This is a genomic window from Burkholderia sp. MSMB1078WGS (assembly GCF_001528895.1).
In the GTDB taxonomy this organism is placed as follows: Bacteria; Pseudomonadota; Gammaproteobacteria; order Burkholderiales; family Burkholderiaceae; genus Burkholderia.
In genome coordinates, this window is the sequence record NZ_LPDI01000031.1 from 71,401 (window position 1) to 88,266 (window position 16,866).

Annotated in this window: 17 protein-coding genes; all 17 read left to right on the forward strand. The window is 63.7% G+C overall.

The features are described from left to right. The first annotated feature begins 4 nt into the window (after positions 1-4). The 17 genes from WT24_RS07055 to WT24_RS07130 all read left to right on the forward strand — a co-directional run bounded on the left by WT24_RS07055 (position 5) and on the right by WT24_RS07130 (position 16,746). On the forward strand, positions 5-1,789 hold the full coding sequence (locus WT24_RS07055; protein WP_060032226.1) for an ATP-binding cassette domain-containing protein: 1,785 nt from the start codon (positions 5-7) through the stop codon (positions 1,787-1,789). Further along, positions 1,789-2,544, forward strand: a complete 756-nt coding sequence (locus WT24_RS07060; RefSeq protein ID WP_059503158.1) for an ABC transporter ATP-binding protein — start codon at positions 1,789-1,791, stop codon at positions 2,542-2,544. The genes WT24_RS07055 and WT24_RS07060 overlap by 1 nt, the downstream gene beginning before the upstream one ends. Positions 2,545-3,067: 523 nt before the next feature. Next, a complete protein-coding gene (gene mnmG, locus WT24_RS07065; RefSeq protein ID WP_034209651.1) occupies positions 3,068-5,038 on the forward strand; it encodes a tRNA uridine-5-carboxymethylaminomethyl(34) synthesis enzyme MnmG in 1,971 nt (656 codons plus the stop codon). Then, on the forward strand, positions 5,035-5,721 hold the full coding sequence (gene rsmG, locus WT24_RS07070) for a 16S rRNA (guanine(527)-N(7))-methyltransferase RsmG (RefSeq protein ID WP_059503160.1): 687 nt from the start codon (positions 5,035-5,037) through the stop codon (positions 5,719-5,721). The genes mnmG and rsmG overlap by 4 nt, the downstream gene beginning before the upstream one ends. Before the next feature lie 51 nt (positions 5,722-5,772). After that, complete coding sequence (locus WT24_RS07075; RefSeq protein WP_060032229.1) at positions 5,773-6,552, forward strand: ParA family protein; 780 nt, start codon at positions 5,773-5,775, stop codon at positions 6,550-6,552. A 31-nt stretch (positions 6,553-6,583) separates the two neighbouring features. Next, positions 6,584-7,477, forward strand: coding sequence for a ParB/RepB/Spo0J family partition protein (locus WT24_RS07080; protein WP_006482728.1), 894 nt, complete (start codon positions 6,584-6,586; stop codon positions 7,475-7,477). A 10-nt stretch (positions 7,478-7,487) separates the two neighbouring features. Further along, entirely contained in the window at positions 7,488-8,618 is a 1,131-nt protein-coding gene (locus tag WT24_RS07085; RefSeq protein ID WP_059503162.1) for an SLC13 family permease, read from the forward strand. Between the two features lie 134 nt (positions 8,619-8,752). Then, complete coding sequence (locus WT24_RS32315; protein WP_257127442.1) at positions 8,753-9,070, forward strand: hypothetical protein; 318 nt, start codon at positions 8,753-8,755, stop codon at positions 9,068-9,070. 114 nt (positions 9,071-9,184) lie between these two features. Then, a complete protein-coding gene (locus tag WT24_RS07090) occupies positions 9,185-9,709 on the forward strand; it encodes an ATP synthase subunit I (protein ID WP_059503164.1) in 525 nt (174 codons plus the stop codon). Positions 9,710-9,818: 109 nt separating this feature from the next. Further along, the gene (atpB, locus tag WT24_RS07095; RefSeq protein WP_034209647.1) at positions 9,819-10,670 is read left to right on the forward strand and encodes a F0F1 ATP synthase subunit A; all 852 of its coding nucleotides are present in this window, start codon (positions 9,819-9,821) and stop codon (positions 10,668-10,670) included. A gap of 75 nt (positions 10,671-10,745) precedes the next feature. Next, positions 10,746-11,015, forward strand: a complete 270-nt coding sequence (gene atpE / locus WT24_RS07100) for a F0F1 ATP synthase subunit C (RefSeq protein ID WP_006482730.1) — start codon at positions 10,746-10,748, stop codon at positions 11,013-11,015. Between the two features lie 129 nt (positions 11,016-11,144). Further along, entirely contained in the window at positions 11,145-11,615 is a 471-nt protein-coding gene (locus WT24_RS07105) for a F0F1 ATP synthase subunit B (protein ID WP_006477283.1), read from the forward strand. A 2-nt stretch (positions 11,616-11,617) separates the two neighbouring features. Beyond that, complete coding sequence (locus tag WT24_RS07110) at positions 11,618-12,157, forward strand: F0F1 ATP synthase subunit delta (protein ID WP_034188172.1); 540 nt, start codon at positions 11,618-11,620, stop codon at positions 12,155-12,157. Positions 12,158-12,201: 44 nt separating this feature from the next. Then, a complete protein-coding gene (atpA, locus tag WT24_RS07115) occupies positions 12,202-13,743 on the forward strand; it encodes a F0F1 ATP synthase subunit alpha (RefSeq protein ID WP_059503166.1) in 1,542 nt (513 codons plus the stop codon). Between the two features lie 119 nt (positions 13,744-13,862). Beyond that, positions 13,863-14,738, forward strand: a complete 876-nt coding sequence (gene atpG / locus WT24_RS07120) for a F0F1 ATP synthase subunit gamma (RefSeq protein WP_034209645.1) — start codon at positions 13,863-13,865, stop codon at positions 14,736-14,738. Between the two features lie 66 nt (positions 14,739-14,804). Next, positions 14,805-16,199, forward strand: a complete 1,395-nt coding sequence (gene atpD / locus WT24_RS07125; protein ID WP_011882816.1) for a F0F1 ATP synthase subunit beta — start codon at positions 14,805-14,807, stop codon at positions 16,197-16,199. Between the two features lie 121 nt (positions 16,200-16,320). Then, a complete protein-coding gene (locus tag WT24_RS07130; protein WP_006477288.1) occupies positions 16,321-16,746 on the forward strand; it encodes a F0F1 ATP synthase subunit epsilon in 426 nt (141 codons plus the stop codon). The last annotated feature ends 120 nt before the right edge of the window (positions 16,747-16,866 follow it).

A 16,866-nucleotide genomic window follows, 5' to 3' on the forward strand; every position in this document is an offset into this window, starting at 1 on the left:
CGCGATGAAGACGATGGTACGCAACAAGACCTTCTGGCTGTTTCTCGTCGTGCTGTTCGCGCTGCCGGTGCTGCCCGGTGCGCTACAGGTGCCCGAGTACTGGATCACGCTGCTGAACTACATCGGCCTGTATGCGATCGTCGCGATCGGGCTCGTGCTGCTGACGGGCGTCGGCGGGATGACGAGCTTCGGGCAGGCCGCGTTCGTCGGCATCGGCGCGTATGCGACCGCGTTCCTGACGACGCGGTACGGCGTGTCGCCGTGGCTCGCACTGATCGTCGGCGTCGTGCTGACGGCGCTCGTCGCGCTCATGCTCGGCGCCGTGACGATGCGGCTGTCCGGGCACTTCCTGCCGCTCGGCACGATCGCGTGGGGCCTCGCGCTGTTCTATCTGTTCGGCAACCTCGAACTGCTCGGCAAGTACGACGGGATCAACGGGATTCCGGCGCTGAACCTGTTCGGCATCCGGCTCGACAGCGGCCGCAGCTTGTATTTCCTCATCTGGGCCGTGGTGCTGGCCGCAATCGTGTCGGTGCAGAACCTGCTCAACAGCCGACCCGGCCGCGCGATCCGCGCGCTGCGCGGCGGCGGCGTGATGGCCGAGGCGATGGGCGTGAACACCGCGTGGATGCGCGTGGTGATCTTCGTCTACGCCGCCGTGCTCGCGGCGGTATCGGGCTTCCTGTACGCGCACCTGCAGCGCGCGGTGAACCCGACGCCGTTCGGCCTGAACCACGGGATCGAATTCCTGTTCATGGCGGTGGTGGGCGGCGTGTCGCACGTATGGGGCGCGGTGCTGGGCGCGGCGATCCTCACCGTGCTGCAGGACTACCTGCAGACGCTGCTGCCGAAGCTGCTCGGTTCGGAAGGCAACTTCGAGATCATCGTGTTCGGCGTACTGATGGTGCTGCTGCTGCAGTACGCGCGCCAGGGCGTATGGCCGTTCGTCGCGAGGCTGTTCCCGCGCGGGCCGCGCGCGCATGTGCCGGAGCAGGCCGACCCGCTGCCGCAGCGCGCGAAGCCCGTGCCCGGCGAACCGCTGCTCGTCGTCGACGGCGCGCGCAAGCAGTTCGGCGGGCTCGTGGCCGTCAACGACGTCAGCTTCGACGTGAAAGCGGGGCAGATCGTCGGGCTGATCGGCCCGAACGGCGCGGGCAAATCGACCACGTTCAATCTCGTGACCGGCGTGCTGAAGCCGACCGGCGGTGCGATCACGTTTCGCGGCGAGCGCATCGACGGGCTGACGTCGCGTCAGGTGGTCCGTCGCGGCATCGGTCGCACGTTCCAGCACGTGAAGCTGTTGCCGGCGATGACGGTGCTCGAGAACGTCGCGATCGGCGCCCATCTGCGCGGTCATACGGGCGTGTGGCGCAGCATCGCGCGGCTCAATGCGCACGAGGAAGCGCAGTTGCTGGCCGAAGCCGCACGCCAGATCTGCCGCGTCGGGCTCGAGAAGCACATGTACGACGAAGCGGGCAGCCTTGCGCTCGGTCAGCAGCGGATTCTCGAAATCGCACGGGCGCTGTGCTGCGATCCGACATTGCTGCTGCTCGACGAGCCCGCTGCCGGCCTGCGTTACCAGGAGAAGCAGCAACTCGCCGACCTGCTGCGGCGGCTGAAGGCCGAAGGCATGAGCGTGTTGCTCGTGGAACATGACATGGATTTCGTGATGAACCTCACCGACCGGCTGGTGGTGATGGAGTTCGGTACGCGGATCGCGGAAGGGCTGCCGCAGGATGTGCAGCAGGATCCGGCCGTGCTCGAAGCGTACCTGGGCGGGGTGGAGTGATGACGGACACGACGATGCCGATTCTCGAAGTACGCGGCCTGGCGGTGCGGTACGGGAAGGTAGAGGCGCTGCATGGTGCCGCCATCAAGGTCGGAGCGGGGCAGATCGTCAGCGTGATCGGTCCGAACGGGGCCGGTAAATCGACGCTGCTGAACGCGATCATGGGCGCGCTGCCGATAACGGGGCACGCGTCGGGCGCGGTCGTGTATCGCGGCAGCGATGTCGGTGCGCTGCCGGTCGAGCAGCGCGTCGCGCGCGGGATGTGTCTCGTACCGGAGAAGCGCGAGCTGTTCGGCACGATGACGGTCGAGGACAACCTCATATTGGGCGCATATCGGCGCAAGCAGGCAGGGGAAGCGAACTTCCTCGACCAGCTCGATCACGTATTCGCGCTGTTTCCGCGGCTGAAGGAGCGCCGCAGGCAGGCGGCCGGTACGCTGTCGGGCGGCGAGCGGCAAATGTTGGCGGTCGGACGTGCGCTGATGGGCAAGCCCGACCTGCTGATGCTCGACGAGCCGAGCCTTGGGCTGGCGCCGCTGATCGTGAAGGAGATCTTTCATATCATCAGCGCGTTGCGCGGTACCGGCGTGGCGACGCTGCTGATCGAGCAGAATGCACGGGCGGCGCTGCAGATTTCTGACTACGGTTACGTGCTGGAGACGGGCGAATTTGCACTGGAAGGGCCTGCGGCCGAGCTCGCCCGGAATCCGCGTGTGATCGAGACATATCTCGGGCTGGCGAAAAAGACGGCTTGATCGTCGAGGGGGTGGTGGGGAACGAGCGGCGTGTTTCACGTGAAACACGCCGTTTTTGTTTTGCGAGATCGCGAGGTTTCGATGCATCGCTGGTTCGGAACCGGAGGATAAGTCGAGCAGGAATAGTCGGAAGCTCTGTGCAGATGCCGCGCAGGCTTGCTCCACAGGTCGACGATGTGTTGCGCTTCAGGGGACAAGTCACCGGACGACCTTCAGAAATGCTGTGTAGAAGAGGGGAACAGGATGTCGCGCTGGGCACAGACATCGGTGAAGTCAGAGGTTCCGCGCATGCTGGCGTGGCGATTAACCGGCTTGGCACAGGCAAGATGACGCGCGTTTAACCGGTTGTGAGTGCCGCCGAAGTCGGCCCGGCACACCAAATTCGCCCGCCCCCAGCAAAAAATCGCCGAAATGCACAGACCCTACCATTCGGACGGCCTTCGAGTGAAAAGCGAACCCGCTATAATTCGGCCCATACATTTCTCAGATAGGTTCGTGCGCTGCTCTGCGTACGGAATCCACCATGCTTTTTCCCACAGAATTTGACGTCATCGTCGTCGGTGGCGGTCATGCCGGCACGGAAGCCGCGCTGGCGTCCGCCCGTATGGGCGCAAAGACACTGCTGCTGACCCACAACATCGAAACGCTCGGGCAGATGAGCTGCAATCCGTCGATCGGCGGCATTGGCAAGGGCCATCTGGTCAAGGAAGTCGACGCGTTGGGCGGCGCAATGGCCGCCGCGACGGACGAAAGCGGTATTCAGTTCCGGATCCTCAATTCGTCGAAAGGCCCAGCCGTGCGCGCGACACGTGCGCAGGCCGATCGTATCCTGTACAAGGCCGCGATCCGCCATCGGCTCGAAAATCAGCCGAACCTGTGGCTGTTCCAGCAGGCCGTCGACGACCTGATGGTCGAAGGCGACCGCGTGGTGGGCGCCGTCACGCAGATCGGCATCCGCTTCCGCGCTCGCGCAGTCGTGCTGACGGCTGGTACGTTCCTCGACGGCAAGATCCACGTTGGCCTGAACAACTACACGGGCGGCCGCGCGGGCGATCCGGCGGCCGTGTCGCTGTCGTCGCGCCTGAAGGAGCTGAAGCTGCCGCAGGGCCGGCTGAAGACCGGTACGCCGCCGCGTATCGACGGTCGCACGATCGACTTCTCGAAGCTCGACGAGCAGCCGGGCGACCTCGATCCGATCCCCGTATTCTCGTTCCTGGGCCGCGCGGAGCAGCATCCGCAACAGCTGCCGTGCTGGGTGACGCATACGAACGAGCGCACGCACGACATCATTCGCGGCGGTCTCGATCGTTCGCCTATGTATACGGGCGTGATCGAAGGGGTCGGGCCGCGCTATTGCCCGTCGATCGAGGACAAGATCCACCGGTTCGCGTCGAAGGAATCGCACCAGATCTTCCTGGAGCCGGAAGGGCTGACGACCAACGAGTTCTATCCGAACGGGATCTCGACCAGCCTGCCGTTCGACGTCCAGCTCGAGCTCGTGCATTCGATGCGCGGCCTCGAGAACGCGCATATCCTGCGCCCCGGTTACGCGATCGAATACGACTATTTCGACCCGCGCGCGCTGAAGGCGTCGCTCGAGACGAAGGCGATCAACGGGCTGTTCTTTGCGGGCCAGATCAACGGTACGACCGGCTACGAGGAAGCGGCTGCGCAGGGTCTGCTGGCCGGCCTCAATGCGGGCCGCTACGTGCAGGAAAAGGACGCGTGGTGCCCGCGCCGCGATCAAGCCTATCTGGGTGTGCTGGTCGACGATCTCGTCACGCGTGGCGTTGCCGAGCCGTACCGGATGTTCACGAGCCGGGCCGAGTATCGTCTGAGCCTGCGCGAAGACAACGCCGACATGCGCCTGACCGAGATCGGCCGCGAGCTTGGACTGGTCGACGACGCACGCTGGGACGCCTTCAGCCGGAAGCGTGACGCTGTTTCACGTGAAACCGAACGCCTGAAATCGACGTGGGTGACGCCGAAGACACTGCCGGCGGAAGAGGCGACCGCGCTCCTCGGCAAGGCGATCGATCACGAATACAGCCTCGCCGAGCTACTGCGCCGGCCGGGCGTGAGCTACGACGGTGTGTGCGGGCTGAAGGGCGGCGAGTGCGGCCCTGCGGAGCCGTTGACCGACGATCCGGTGCTGCTCGAGCAGATCAAGGAGCAGGTCGAAATCGGCATCAAGTATCAGGGCTATATCGAGCGCCAGGCATCCGAGATCGAGCGCAACGACGCGAATGAGAACACGCGCCTACCGGACGGTATCGATTACCGCGACGTTCGCGGCCTGTCGTTCGAGGTGAGCCAGAAGCTCAACGAGTTCCGGCCGGAAACGATCGGGCAGGCGTCGCGCATTTCCGGCGTCACGCCGGCGGCAATCTCGCTGCTGATGGTGCATCTGAAGCGTCGCGGCCTGGGCCGCCGTAACGGCACGGTCGCGGAAGCCGCGGAGCAGGGGGACGGCAGCGTCCCGACGCAACAATGACGGCGCGTCGCGCGCCGGCGGTTAATCGGGACGTACTGGAACAGATGCTCGTCGAAGGTACGGCAGCACTCGACCTCACGCTGACGGATACACAACGCAACCAGCTGCTCGACTATGTTGCGCTGCTCGGCAAGTGGAACGCGGTCTACAACCTGACCGCGATCCGCGACCCGAAGCAGATGCTAATCCAGCACATCCTCGATTCGCTTTCCATCGTCCCGCATCTGCGCGGTCGTACGTCGGCACGCGTGCTCGACGTCGGCTCGGGCGGCGGGCTGCCCGGTATCGTGCTGGCGATCGTCGAGCCGGGCTGGCAGGTCACGCTGAACGATATCGTGCAGAAGAAGTCTGCGTTCCAGACGCAGATGCGCGCGGAGCTGAAACTCGCGAACCTGTCGGTCGTCACCGGGCGGGTCGAGTCGTTGCAGCCGGGTGTCGAAGTGCCGGAAAAATTCGACATGATCGTATCCCGCGCCTTCGCGGACCTGTCCGACTTCGTTAAACTTGCTCGACATCTGGTCGCGCCGGGCGGGGCGATCTGGGCGATGAAGGGCGTTCATCCGGATGACGAGATTGCGCGGTTGCCGGAAGGCAGCCGCGTGAAGCAGACGATCCGGCTGGCGGTGCCGATGCTCGATGCGGAGCGGCATCTGTTCGAAGTGGCCGTCGACGACGCGAATTGAAGGCGCGCGGTAGCGCGCCGTTTGTTTGAAGGTAAAGGGAACACACCAACGATGGCAAAGATCTTCTGCGTTGCGAACCAGAAGGGGGGCGTCGGCAAGACGACGACATCGGTCAATCTCGCCGCAAGCCTTGCAGCGCAGAAGCAACGAGTCCTGTTGATCGATCTCGACCCGCAGGGCAACGCGACGATGGGCAGCGGGATCGACAAGGCCGCCTGCGAAGCGACCGTGTACGAAGTGCTAGTCGACGGCGTGTCGGTGGCCGATGCGCGTGTGCGTCCGGAAGGCGTCACTTACGACGTGCTTCCCGCGAACCGCGAGCTGTCCGGTGCCGAGATCGAACTGATTAGCATCGACAACCGCGAGCGCCGCCTGAAGGCCGCGCTCGAGCGCGTGGCCGACGACTACGATTTCGTGCTGATCGATTGCCCGCCGACGCTGTCGCTGCTGACGCTGAACGGGCTGTGCGCGGCGCATGGCGTCGTGATCCCGATGCAGTGCGAGTACTTCGCACTGGAAGGGCTGTCGGACCTCGTCAACACGATCAAGCAGGTTCACGCGAACATGAACCGCGACCTGAAGATCATCGGCCTGCTGCGCGTGATGTTCGATCCGCGCATCACACTGCAGCAGCAAGTCTCCGATCAACTGAAGGCGCACTTTGGCGACAAGGTGTTCGACGCGGTGATTCCGCGCAACGTGCGCCTGGCCGAAGCGCCGAGCTACGGGTTGCCGGGCGTCGTGTTCGACCGCAGTTCGCGCGGCGCGCAGGCGTATATCCAGTTCGGTGCCGAGATGATCGAGCGCGTGCGCGCGTTCGAGGTGTCGTGATCCGGACATGAGCGAAGCGAGGAAGAAAGACATGAACGCGGTACCAAAGAAGAAGGGCTTGGGACGTGGCCTCGAAGCGCTGCTCGGCGGCAGTGCCGATATCACCGAAGCGGTGAAGATCGAAGGGGCGCCGAACACGCTCGCGCTCGGCAAGCTGCAAGCCGGCAAGTACCAGCCGCGCACGCGGATGGACGAGGGCAGCCTGCAGGAGCTCGCGGCAAGCATTCGCGCGCAGGGCGTGATGCAGCCGATCCTGGTACGGCCCATTTCATCAGACAAATACGAGATCATCGCGGGCGAGCGGCGTTTCCGTGCCGCGCGTCTGGCCGGCCTCGATGAAGTGCCGGTGCTCGTGAAGGACGTATCCGATCAGGCTGCCGCCGCGATGGCGCTGATCGAGAACATCCAGCGCGAGGATCTGAATCCGCTCGAAGAGGCGCATGGTATCCAGCGCCTGCTCGACGAGTTCGGTTTCACGCACGAGCAGGCCGCCGAATCGGTCGGCCGTTCGCGCAGCGCGGTGTCGAACCTGCTGCGCCTGCTGAACCTCGCGTCGCCGGTGCAGACGATGCTGCTGGCCGGCGATCTCGACATGGGGCACGCACGCGCGCTGCTCGCGGTCGATGCGGCCACGCAGATCACGCTCGCGCATCAGGTGGTCAACAAGCGCATGTCGGTGCGCGAGACCGAGAAGCTCGTCGCGCACACGACGAAGGAAGCGCCGGCCGTGAAGGCGCGTGCGAAGGACGATGGCGGCCGCGATACGCGTCGCCTCGAAGAGGAGTTGTCCGACCTGCTCGCATCGACGGTGAAGATCAAGCTCGGCCGCCGCGGGCGAGGGCAGGTGCTGATCGACTTCGGCAACCTCGACGCGCTCGAGGGCATTCTCGCGCGACTGCGCGGCAACGTCGCGACCGAAGAGTAACGGGCAATCCATGGAACAGATGGGCACACCGGCGCCGCGCCGGTGGCTCGGCTGGCTTGCGCAGGAACCGGTACTGTCGGTGCTCGCGCTTGGCCTGATCGTGCTGCAATGGGTGCGTCCGCAACCATTTTGGGTGCTCGCCGATCGCGTCGACTGGCAGACGGTCGCGACGCTCGCTGGCCTGCTGATGCTGACCAAGGCGCTCGAGCTGTCCGGCTGCCTGATGTGGCTCGCACATCGCATCGTGCATCACGTGCACTCCGAGCGCGGGCTCGCGATGCTGCTCGTCGGCTTCGCCGCGGTGTTGTCGATGTGGCTCACCAACGACGTCGCGCTGTTCGTCGTCGTGCCGTTGATGGTGTCGCTGCGCGCGCTGACACCGCTGCCGTTCCGGCGGCTCGTGATCGTCGTCGCGCTGGCTGTCAACGCGGGGTCCGTTGCGACACCGCTCGGCAATCCGCAGAATCTTTTCCTGTGGCAATTGAGCGGCGTGTCGTTCGGCCGCTTCGTGGTCACGCTCGGGCCGCTCGCCGTCGCGACGATGGCGCTGCTGCTCGTGCTGACTGCACTGATGTTTCGCGCGAAGCCGCTCGACCTGTCCGGCGATGCTGCCGCCTTCCCCGTACAACGCATGCACGCGCTGATCGCGGCGGTGCTGTTCGCCGCGTTCGTGCTGCTCGCCGATGCGCATCATCCGCTGCCGGGCCTCGTCGGCGTCGCGATCGTGCTGCTGGCCGTCAAACGCGACGCAGTCCTGAAGATCGACTGGCTGCTCCTGCTGATCTTCGTGCTGATGTTCGTCGTATTGCGCAGCGCGGCTGCGCTGCCCGTCGTGCACGACGCGATTGCGCACGCGCAGCTCGATTCGCCGCTGCGCGTCTATGTCGCCGGCGCCGTGCTGTCACAGGCGATCAGCAACGTGCCGGCCGCGATCCTGCTGTCGGAATTCACGCATGACTGGCGCGCGCTTGCATTCGGCGTATCGGTCGGTGGCTTCGGCTTCGCGATCGGCTCGCTCGCGAACCTGATCGCGGTGCGTCTCGCGAAGGAGCCACGCATGTGGCTGCCGTTCCACCTCGTTTCGATTCCGTTCGCGCTGGTGAGCGCGGCGCTCGGCGCATGGCTGCTCATGCACGGTTGAGCGAGGCCGGTGTGTGCGGCACAGGCGTATCGTTCGGGCAGTGGCAGGGCGCACAGCGTTCGGGGTGATCGACGGCTGTTGATAAGTGCTGCAACCTACAATCGAACCTCTGTGGCGGCGCGACAACTGATTGGATGAATCGATGCGCGAACATCCGGTCGAATTTCGCGCGTCGCGTGCGGCGGTTCGGTCACGATGTCGTGTTCCTTCCGCAGCGTCGCACCGAGCTGTTCCCGACGGCTGCATTGCAGCGCATTCGCGGCGGCGATCGCGCCGCTTCCTCCCGGCCTGCGCCGGGCATCGCTTCCCGTCATTTCCGCCGTCGCCGGACTTTTTCGCGCAAGAAATACCGGTGCAAAAAATCGACCTTACAACTGTCATCGTACGTCGTCGAATCGGGTGTTTTTTCACATCATGAGGCGTCGTTTTATGCAGGTTTTTGTCGCGTCTAAAGCCTTGAATCACTTGCAACTATCGCTTACAATCGCCCGGATTTGTTAGCTAGGCACCCCTGAAAGCTTTCAGAAAGCTTGGGGTCGGGTTCAGGGATTCTGCGGAAGATTGCGATGGCGGGTCAGGCGCCGGACGACAGGCACGATGATCAGCGCACGCAACGCACCGCTTCGGCGGCCGGCGAGCGGCGTGAATCCGACGATGACTGGGATGTCGAGCAACAAGATAACAACATCGTTCCGCTGACGCGGGCCGAGGCCGAAAGGCTGTTCGGCCCGAACGTGAGCAAGCCCTCGCGCGTGACCCCCTACAAGGTGGTGTTCGCGCAAGTGGCCCTGTCCCTGGTTGCAACGCTGGCGTGGTGGCTGTTTTCGAAGTCGCCGGGCGCCGCTGCGCAATCCGCGTTTCTGGGCGGAGCGATCGGCTGGGTGCCAAGTGCGGTATTCGTGGCGCGACTGAAGGCCGGTGGCTCGGCCACCGTGATGAGCTGGGTGATGGGCGAAGCCCTGAAGCTAGCCCTGACGATCGGGATGTTCACCGCAGTGGCGTTCGGCTGGGCCGGCGTGCACTGGGTGCCGTTCCTCGTCACGTACCTCGTCGTGCTGAAGACGTACTGGATCGCGCTGGCCTGGCGGTAAGGAACAAGCAGCGTGCGGTTTCGACAACGAACCGCACCGGCTCGTTCCCGCAATAGCGTGTTGCGGAACGGGCAAAACGATTTTCGACAATTTGGGTGGCATTAACGATATGGCAGCTAGCGAAGGCACGCGCGGTCCGGATCCGTCCGAGTACATTGCGCACCACTTGCAGAATTTCTCCACCTCGCATCAGACGTCGATTTTCGACATCCACGTCTGGAATCTCGACACGCTGTTCTGGTCGATCGTTTGCGGCATCGTGACGATCATCCTGCTGCGTCTGGCCGCCCGCAAGGCGACGTCGGGCGTGCCGGGCCGTTTCCAATGCGCGATCGAGATGCTCGTCGAAATGGTCGAAGACCAGTCGAAGGCCATCGTCCACGGCAATCGTACCTTCATCGCGCCGCTCGCCCTCACGGTGTTCGTGTGGGTCGCGCTGATGAACTCCCTCGACTTCCTCCCGGTCGACCTGCCGGGCCGCGTGATCGGCCTGCTCGGTCTGTCGGACGTGATTTCCCACCATCGCATCGTCCCGACGGCCGACCTGAACGGCACGCTCGGCATCGCGCTCGGCGTGTTCGTCCTGATGATCTACTACAGCATCAAGATCAAGGGCGCGGGCGGCTTTGCGCATGAGCTGCTGTCGGCCCCGTTCGGCGGCCACCCGCTGCTGTGGATCCCGAACCTCGCGCTCAACATCGTCGAATACGTTGCAAAGACCGTTTCGCTCGGCATGCGGCTGTTCGGCAACATGTACGCGGGTGAGCTGTTGTTCCTGTTGATCGCCCTGCTCGGCAGCATGTGGAGCTTCGGTGGCGACGCAACGTTCCTCGGCTTCGTTGGTCATGTGATCGCGGGTAGCGTCTGGGCAATCTTCCACATTCTGATTGTTCTGTTGCAGGCATTCATTTTCATGATGCTGACGCTGGTGTATCTCGGCCAGGCGCACGACAAGCACTAAGCGCGGCGTGCAAGAAAGAGTCTTCGTTTTAGTTTTTTAAATCTCAGTTCCAAGTCTTTTCACAAAGGAGTGATCATGCAAGCTTACATCGCCAACATCCAGGGTCTGACCGCCATCGGTATCGGCATCATCATCGGCCTGGGTGCAATCGGCGCCTGTATCGGTATCGCGCTGATGGGTGGCAAGTACATCGAAGCCTGCGCACGTCAGCCGGAACTCATCAACCCGCTGCAAACGAAGATGTTCCTGCTGGCTGGTCTGATCGACGCTGCATTCCTGATCGGCGTTGGTGTCGCAATGCTGTTCGCGTTCGCGAACCCGCTCCTGTCGAAGCTCGCAGGCTAAGGTTCCTCGGAAATATGCGTCCGGCGCGAGCCGGCGCAGGGCGGAACGGAGACTTGGGGCGCTGATCGAATGCAACTCGATGAGCGCCTTACCGTTTCATTTTTCCGGAATAGCAGATAAGGAAACACCGTGAATCTCAACGCAACTCTGTTTGCGCAAATGGTCGTGTTCCTGGTCCTCGCGTGGTTCACGATGAAATTCGTGTGGCCGCCGTTGATCAACGCCCTCGACGAACGTTCGAAGAAGATCGCCGACGGCCTCGCCGCCGCCGAGAAGGGCAAGGCGGAACTCGACGCAGCGCACAAGCGCGTGGACCAGGAACTCGCGCAGGCCCGCAACGACGGCCAGCAGCGCATCGCCGACGCCGAAAAGCGTGCACAGGCGGTCGCCGAGGAAATCAAGGCCAACGCCCAGGCTGAAGCCGCCCGCATCGTCGCCCAGGCGAAGGCGGAAGCAGAACAGCAAATCGTGAAGGCGCGCGAAGCGCTGCGTGGTGAAGTCGCCGCGCTGGCCGTGAAGGGCGCCGAGCAGATCCTGAAGCGCGAAGTCGATCAAACGGCCCACGCCCAACTGCTGAATCAACTGAAAGCCGAGCTCTGATCATGGCCGAACTTGCAACCATCGCCCGCCCTTACGCAGAAGCGCTGTTCCGCGTGGCCGAGGGCGGTGACATCGCCGCCTGGTCCACGCTCGTGCAAGAGCTGGCCCAGGTTGCGCGTCTGCCGGAAGTGCTGTCGGTCGCGTCGAGCCCGAAGGTGACGCGCACGCAAGTAGCCGAGTTGCTGCTTGCTGCCGTGAAGTCGCCGCTCGCGGCCGGCGCCGAAGCGAAGAACTTCGTGCAGATGCTGGTCGACAATCATCGCATCGCGCTGCTGCCGGAAATCGCCGAGCAGTTCGAGGCGCTCAAGAACGAACGTGAAGGCGCAGCCGACGCCGAGATCGTGAGCGCGTTCCCGCTGAACGGCGCGGATCTCGACAGTCTCGTCTCGGGCCTCGAACGCAAGTTCAAGCGCAAGCTGAAACCGACGGTCGAAGTCGATTCGTCGCTGATCGGCGGCGTGCGCGTGACGGTCGGCGACGAAGTGCTCGACACCTCGGTTCGCGCGCGCCTCGCATCGATGCAGGCTGCCTTGACCGCCTGAGCGCCACGCCGGCACGCAACAGAATTGACTATCAGGAGCGAATAATGCAACTCAATCCCTCTGAGATCAGCGAGCTGATCAAGAGCCGGATCCAGGGCCTTGAAGCGAGCGCAGACGTTCGCAACCAGGGCACCGTGATCTCCGTGACCGACGGTATCGTGCGTATCCACGGCCTGTCGGACGTGATGCAGGGCGAAATGCTCGAGTTTCCGGGCAACACGTTCGGTCTCGCGCTGAACCTCGAGCGCGACTCGGTCGGCGCGGTGATTCTCGGCGAATACGAACACATCTCGGAAGGCGACGTCGTCAAGACGACGGGCCGCATTCTCGAAGTCCCGGTTGGCCCGGAACTCGTCGGCCGCGTGGTCGACGCGCTCGGCAACCCGATCGACGGCAAGGGCCCGGTCAACGCGAAGCTGACCGACGCGATCGAAAAGATCGCCCCGGGCGTGATCTGGCGCAAGTCGGTGTCGCAGCCGGTGCAGACGGGCATCAAGTCGATCGACGCAATGGTGCCGATCGGCCGTGGCCAGCGTGAGCTGATCATCGGCGACCGTCAGTGCGGCAAGACCGCGGTGGCGCTCGACGCGATCATCAACCAGAAGGGCAAGGACCTGATCTGTATCTACGTCGCGATCGGCCAGAAGGCTTCGTCGATCATGAACGTGGTGCGCAAGCTCGAAGAAACGGGCGCGCTGGAATACACGATCGTCGTCGCCGCTTCGGCATCGGATTCCGCCGCGATGCAGTACCTGGCGCCGTACGCCGGCTGCACGATGGGCGAGTACTTCCGCGACCGCGGCCAAGACGCGCTGATCATCTATGACGACTTGACCAAGCAGGCTTGGGCATACCGTCAGATCTCGCTGCTGCTGCGCCGCCCGCCGGGCCGCGAAGCGTACCCGGGCGACGTGTTCTATCTGCACTCGCGTCTGCTCGAGCGTGCGGCTCGCGTGTCGGAAGAGTACGTCGAGAAGTTCACGAACGGCGAAGTGAAGGGCAAGAGCGGCTCGCTGACGGCACTGCCGGTCATCGAAACGCAGGCTGGCGACGTGACCGCGTTCGTTCCGACGAACGTGATCTCGATTACCGACGGCCAGATCTTCCTGGAAACCGACCTGTTCAACGCAGGCATCCGCCCGGCAATCAACGCCGGCGTGTCGGTGTCGCGCGTCGGCGGCGCCGCTCAGACGAAGGTCGTGAAGAAGCTGTCGGGCGGTATCCGTACCGACCTCGCGCAGTACCGTGAACTGGCCGCATTCGCGCAGTTCGCATCGGATCTCGACGAAGCGACCCGCAAGCAGCTCGAGCGCGGCCGCCGCGTGACGGAACTGCTGAAGCAGCCGCAGTACCAGCCGCTGCAGGTGTGGGAACTGGCCGTGTCGCTGTACGCCGCGAACAACGGCTACCTCGACGATCTCGACGTCAAGCAAGTGCTGCCGTTCGAGAAGGGCCTGCGCGACAACCTGAAGACCAGCCACGCTGACCTCATCAAGCGCATCGAAGACACCAAGGATCTCTCGAAGGACGACGAAGGCGCGCTGCGCGCGGCGATCGAATCCTTCAAGAAGTCCGGTGCCTATTGATCCGCGAGTGACACACCGAGGCCGCGCGGGTGCCGATGCGCCCGCGCCGCTTCGGTGAGCGATGCATGAGCCCCGAGTAAAGCGCTGAAGCGCTCACTCGGGGCGCAAAGGAGCAAGCTATGGCTGGAATGAAGGAAATTCGCGGCAAGATCAAGAGCGTGCAGAACACGCGCAAGATCACGAAGGCGATGGAGATGGTGGCTGCATCGAAGATGCGTCGCGCGCAGGAACGCATGCGCGCCGCTCGTCCGTATGCAGACAAGGTCCGTGCCATCGCCGCGCACATGAGCCGTGCGAACCCGGAGTACCGCCACCCGTTCATGGTGGCGAACGACGGCGCGCAGACGGCCGGCATCATCCTCGTCACGACGGACAAGGGGCTGTGCGGCGGTCTGAACACCAACGTGCTGCGTGCGACGGTGCAGAAGTTCAAGGAGCTGGAAGAGAAGGGCCAGAAGGTCGAAGCCACCGCGATCGGCGGCAAGGGCCTCGGGTTCCTGAACCGCTTCGGCGCGAAGGTGATGTCGCAGGTCGTGCACCTCGGCGACACCCCGCACCTGGACAAGCTGATCGGCGCCGTGAAGACGCAGCTCGATCTGTACTCGGAAGGCAAGCTGTCGGCGGTTTATATCGCTTACACGCGCTTCGTCAACACGATGAAGCAGGAAGCCGTGATCGAGCAGCTGCTGCCGCTGTCGTCGGAACACTTCGAAGCCGATGACGGTACGCCGGCGACGTCGTGGGACTACATCTACGAGCCGGACGCGCAGGCAGTGGTCGACGAACTGCTCGTGCGCTACGTCGAGGCGCTGGTGTACCAGGCCGTCGCGGAAAACATGGCGTCCGAGCAATCGGCGCGCATGGTCGCGATGAAGGCCGCGTCCGACAACGCGAAGACGGTGATCAGCGAACTGCAGCTCGTATACAACAAGAGCCGTCAGGCCGCGATCACGAAAGAACTGTCGGAGATCGTCGGCGGCGCAGCCGCTGTTTAAGCGCGCGCCCGGGACGACAACTGCGCCTTTGCGCGAGTAAAGAATCAGGTATTTAAAGGAAAAGCGATGAGTACTGCTGCTTTGGTAGAAGGCAAGATCGTACAGTGCATCGGCGCCGTTATCGACGTGGAATTCCCGCGCGACAGCATGCCGAAGATCTACGACGCGCTCATTCTCGATGGCTCGGAACTGACGCTCGAAGTCCAGCAGCAGCTGGGCGACGGCGTGGTCCGTACCATCTGTCTGGGTGCATCCGACGGCCTGCGCCGCGGCCTGACCGTGAAGAACACGGCGAAGCCGATCTCGGTGCCGGTCGGCAAGCCGACCCTCGGCCGAATCATGGACGTGCTCGGCCGTCCGATCGACGAAGCCGGCCCGATCGAAAGCGAACATACGCGTTCGATCCACCAGAAGGCACCGGCGTTCGACGAACTGTCGCCGTCGACCGAACTGCTCGAAACGGGTATCAAGGTCATCGACCTGATCTGCCCGTTCGCGAAGGGCGGCAAGGTTGGCCTGTTCGGTGGTGCAGGCGTGGGCAAGACCGTCAACATGATGGAGCTCATCAACAACATCGCGAAGGAGCACGGCGGTTATTCCGTGTTCGCGGGCGTGGGCGAGCGTACCCGTGAAGGGAACGACTTCTACCACGAAATGAAGGACTCGAACGTTCTCGACAAGGTCGCGCTGGTGTACGGCCAGATGAACGAGCCGCCGGGCAACCGTCTGCGCGTCGCGCTGACCGGCCTGACGATGGCCGAGCACTTCCGTGACGAAGGCCTCGACGTGCTGTTCTTCGTCGACAACATCTACCGTTTCACGCTGGCCGGTACCGAAGTGTCGGCACTGCTCGGCCGTATGCCGTCGGCAGTGGGCTATCAGCCGACGCTGGCTGAAGAAATGGGCAAGCTGCAAGAGCGCATCACGTCGACCAAGAAGGGCTCGATTACGTCGGTTCAGGCCGTGTACGTCCCTGCGGACGACTTGACCGACCCGTCGCCGGCGACCACCTTCGGCCACCTGGACGCAACCGTCGTTCTGTCGCGTGACATCGCTTCGCTGGGTATCTACCCGGCGGTCGACCCGCTCGACTCGACGTCGCGCCAGATCGACCCGAACGTGATCGGCGAAGAGCACTACACGATCACCCGCCGCGTTCAGCAGACGCTGCAGCGCTACAAGGAACTGCGCGACATCATCGCGATTCTGGGCATGGACGAACTGTCGCCGGAAGACAAGCTGTCGGTCGCGCGTGCGCGTAAGATCCAGCGTTTCCTGTCGCAGCCGTTCCACGTCGCTGAAGTGTTCACGGGCTCGCCGGGCAAGTACGTGCCGCTGAAGGAAACGATCCGCGGCTTCAAGATGATCGTCGACGGCGAGTGCGACCACCTGCCGGAACAGGCGTTCTACATGGTCGGCACGATCGACGAAGCCTTCGAAAAGGCCAAGAAGATCCAGTAACGGCTTGAGTGAGTCGCAAGCCGGCGTGTGCCGGCCGGAGCAATAAGTCAGCGATGACTTACATACCGGCCGCCACCGTCGGCCGCAATACGCTCAACCCGTGGATGAGATTGGAGTCGATATGGCAACCATCAAAGTAGACGTCGTCAGCGCGGAAGAGCAGATCTTCTCGGGCGAGGCGAAATTCGTCGCGCTGCCGGGCGAAACGGGTGAGCTGGGCATTCTGCCGGGCCACACGCCGCTCATCACCCGGATTCGTCCGGGTGCGGTGCGCATCGAAGTCGAGGGCGGCAACGACGAATTCGTGTTCGTCGCGGGCGGCATTCTCGAAGTGCAGCCGGGCGCCGTGACGGTGCTCGCCGATACCGCGATCCGCGGCAAGGACCTCGATGCGGCGAAAGCCGAGGAAGCGCGCAAGCGTGCCGAGGAAACGCTGCAGAACGCGAAGTCGGATCTCGACCTCGCGAAAGCGCAATCCGAGCTCGCGACCGCGATGGCGCAGCTCGAGGCGATCCAGCGTCTGGCGAAGATCCGCAGCCGGCACTGAGCCGCGCCGCGTATCCCGCGAAAGAAAGCAGCCTTCGGGCTGCTTTTTTTTCGTGTGCGCCCAGCATGGGCGCATTCCTGCGGGTGGAAGTCCCGCCATAAGCTGATCACGGCAAATGAA

What these genes read in the sequence shown, in the direction of transcription:
- WT24_RS07090 (WP_059503164.1), top strand. Translation starts at nt 9,185, where the DNA reads ATGGCGGGTCAGGCGCCGGACGACAGGCACGATGATCAGCGCACGCAA.
- rsmG (WP_059503160.1), top strand. Translation starts at nt 5,035, where the DNA reads ATGACGGCGCGTCGCGCGCCGGCGGTTAATCGGGACGTACTGGAACAG.
- atpD (WP_011882816.1), top strand. Translation starts at nt 14,805, where the DNA reads ATGAGTACTGCTGCTTTGGTAGAAGGCAAGATCGTACAGTGCATCGGC.
- WT24_RS07110 (WP_034188172.1), top strand. Translation starts at nt 11,618, where the DNA reads ATGGCCGAACTTGCAACCATCGCCCGCCCTTACGCAGAAGCGCTGTTC.
- atpG (WP_034209645.1), top strand. Translation starts at nt 13,863, where the DNA reads ATGGCTGGAATGAAGGAAATTCGCGGCAAGATCAAGAGCGTGCAGAAC.
- WT24_RS07080 (WP_006482728.1), top strand. Translation starts at nt 6,584, where the DNA reads ATGAACGCGGTACCAAAGAAGAAGGGCTTGGGACGTGGCCTCGAAGCG.
- mnmG (WP_034209651.1), top strand. Translation starts at nt 3,068, where the DNA reads ATGCTTTTTCCCACAGAATTTGACGTCATCGTCGTCGGTGGCGGTCAT.
- WT24_RS07075 (WP_060032229.1), top strand. Translation starts at nt 5,773, where the DNA reads ATGGCAAAGATCTTCTGCGTTGCGAACCAGAAGGGGGGCGTCGGCAAG.
- WT24_RS07060 (WP_059503158.1), top strand. Translation starts at nt 1,789, where the DNA reads ATGACGGACACGACGATGCCGATTCTCGAAGTACGCGGCCTGGCGGTG.
- atpA (WP_059503166.1), top strand. Translation starts at nt 12,202, where the DNA reads ATGCAACTCAATCCCTCTGAGATCAGCGAGCTGATCAAGAGCCGGATC.
- atpE (WP_006482730.1), top strand. Translation starts at nt 10,746, where the DNA reads ATGCAAGCTTACATCGCCAACATCCAGGGTCTGACCGCCATCGGTATC.
- WT24_RS07055 (WP_060032226.1), top strand. Translation starts at nt 5, where the DNA reads ATGAAGACGATGGTACGCAACAAGACCTTCTGGCTGTTTCTCGTCGTG.
- WT24_RS07085 (WP_059503162.1), top strand. Translation starts at nt 7,488, where the DNA reads ATGGAACAGATGGGCACACCGGCGCCGCGCCGGTGGCTCGGCTGGCTT.
- WT24_RS07130 (WP_006477288.1), top strand. Translation starts at nt 16,321, where the DNA reads ATGGCAACCATCAAAGTAGACGTCGTCAGCGCGGAAGAGCAGATCTTC.
- atpB (WP_034209647.1), top strand. Translation starts at nt 9,819, where the DNA reads ATGGCAGCTAGCGAAGGCACGCGCGGTCCGGATCCGTCCGAGTACATT.
- WT24_RS32315 (WP_257127442.1), top strand. Translation starts at nt 8,753, where the DNA reads ATGAATCGATGCGCGAACATCCGGTCGAATTTCGCGCGTCGCGTGCGG.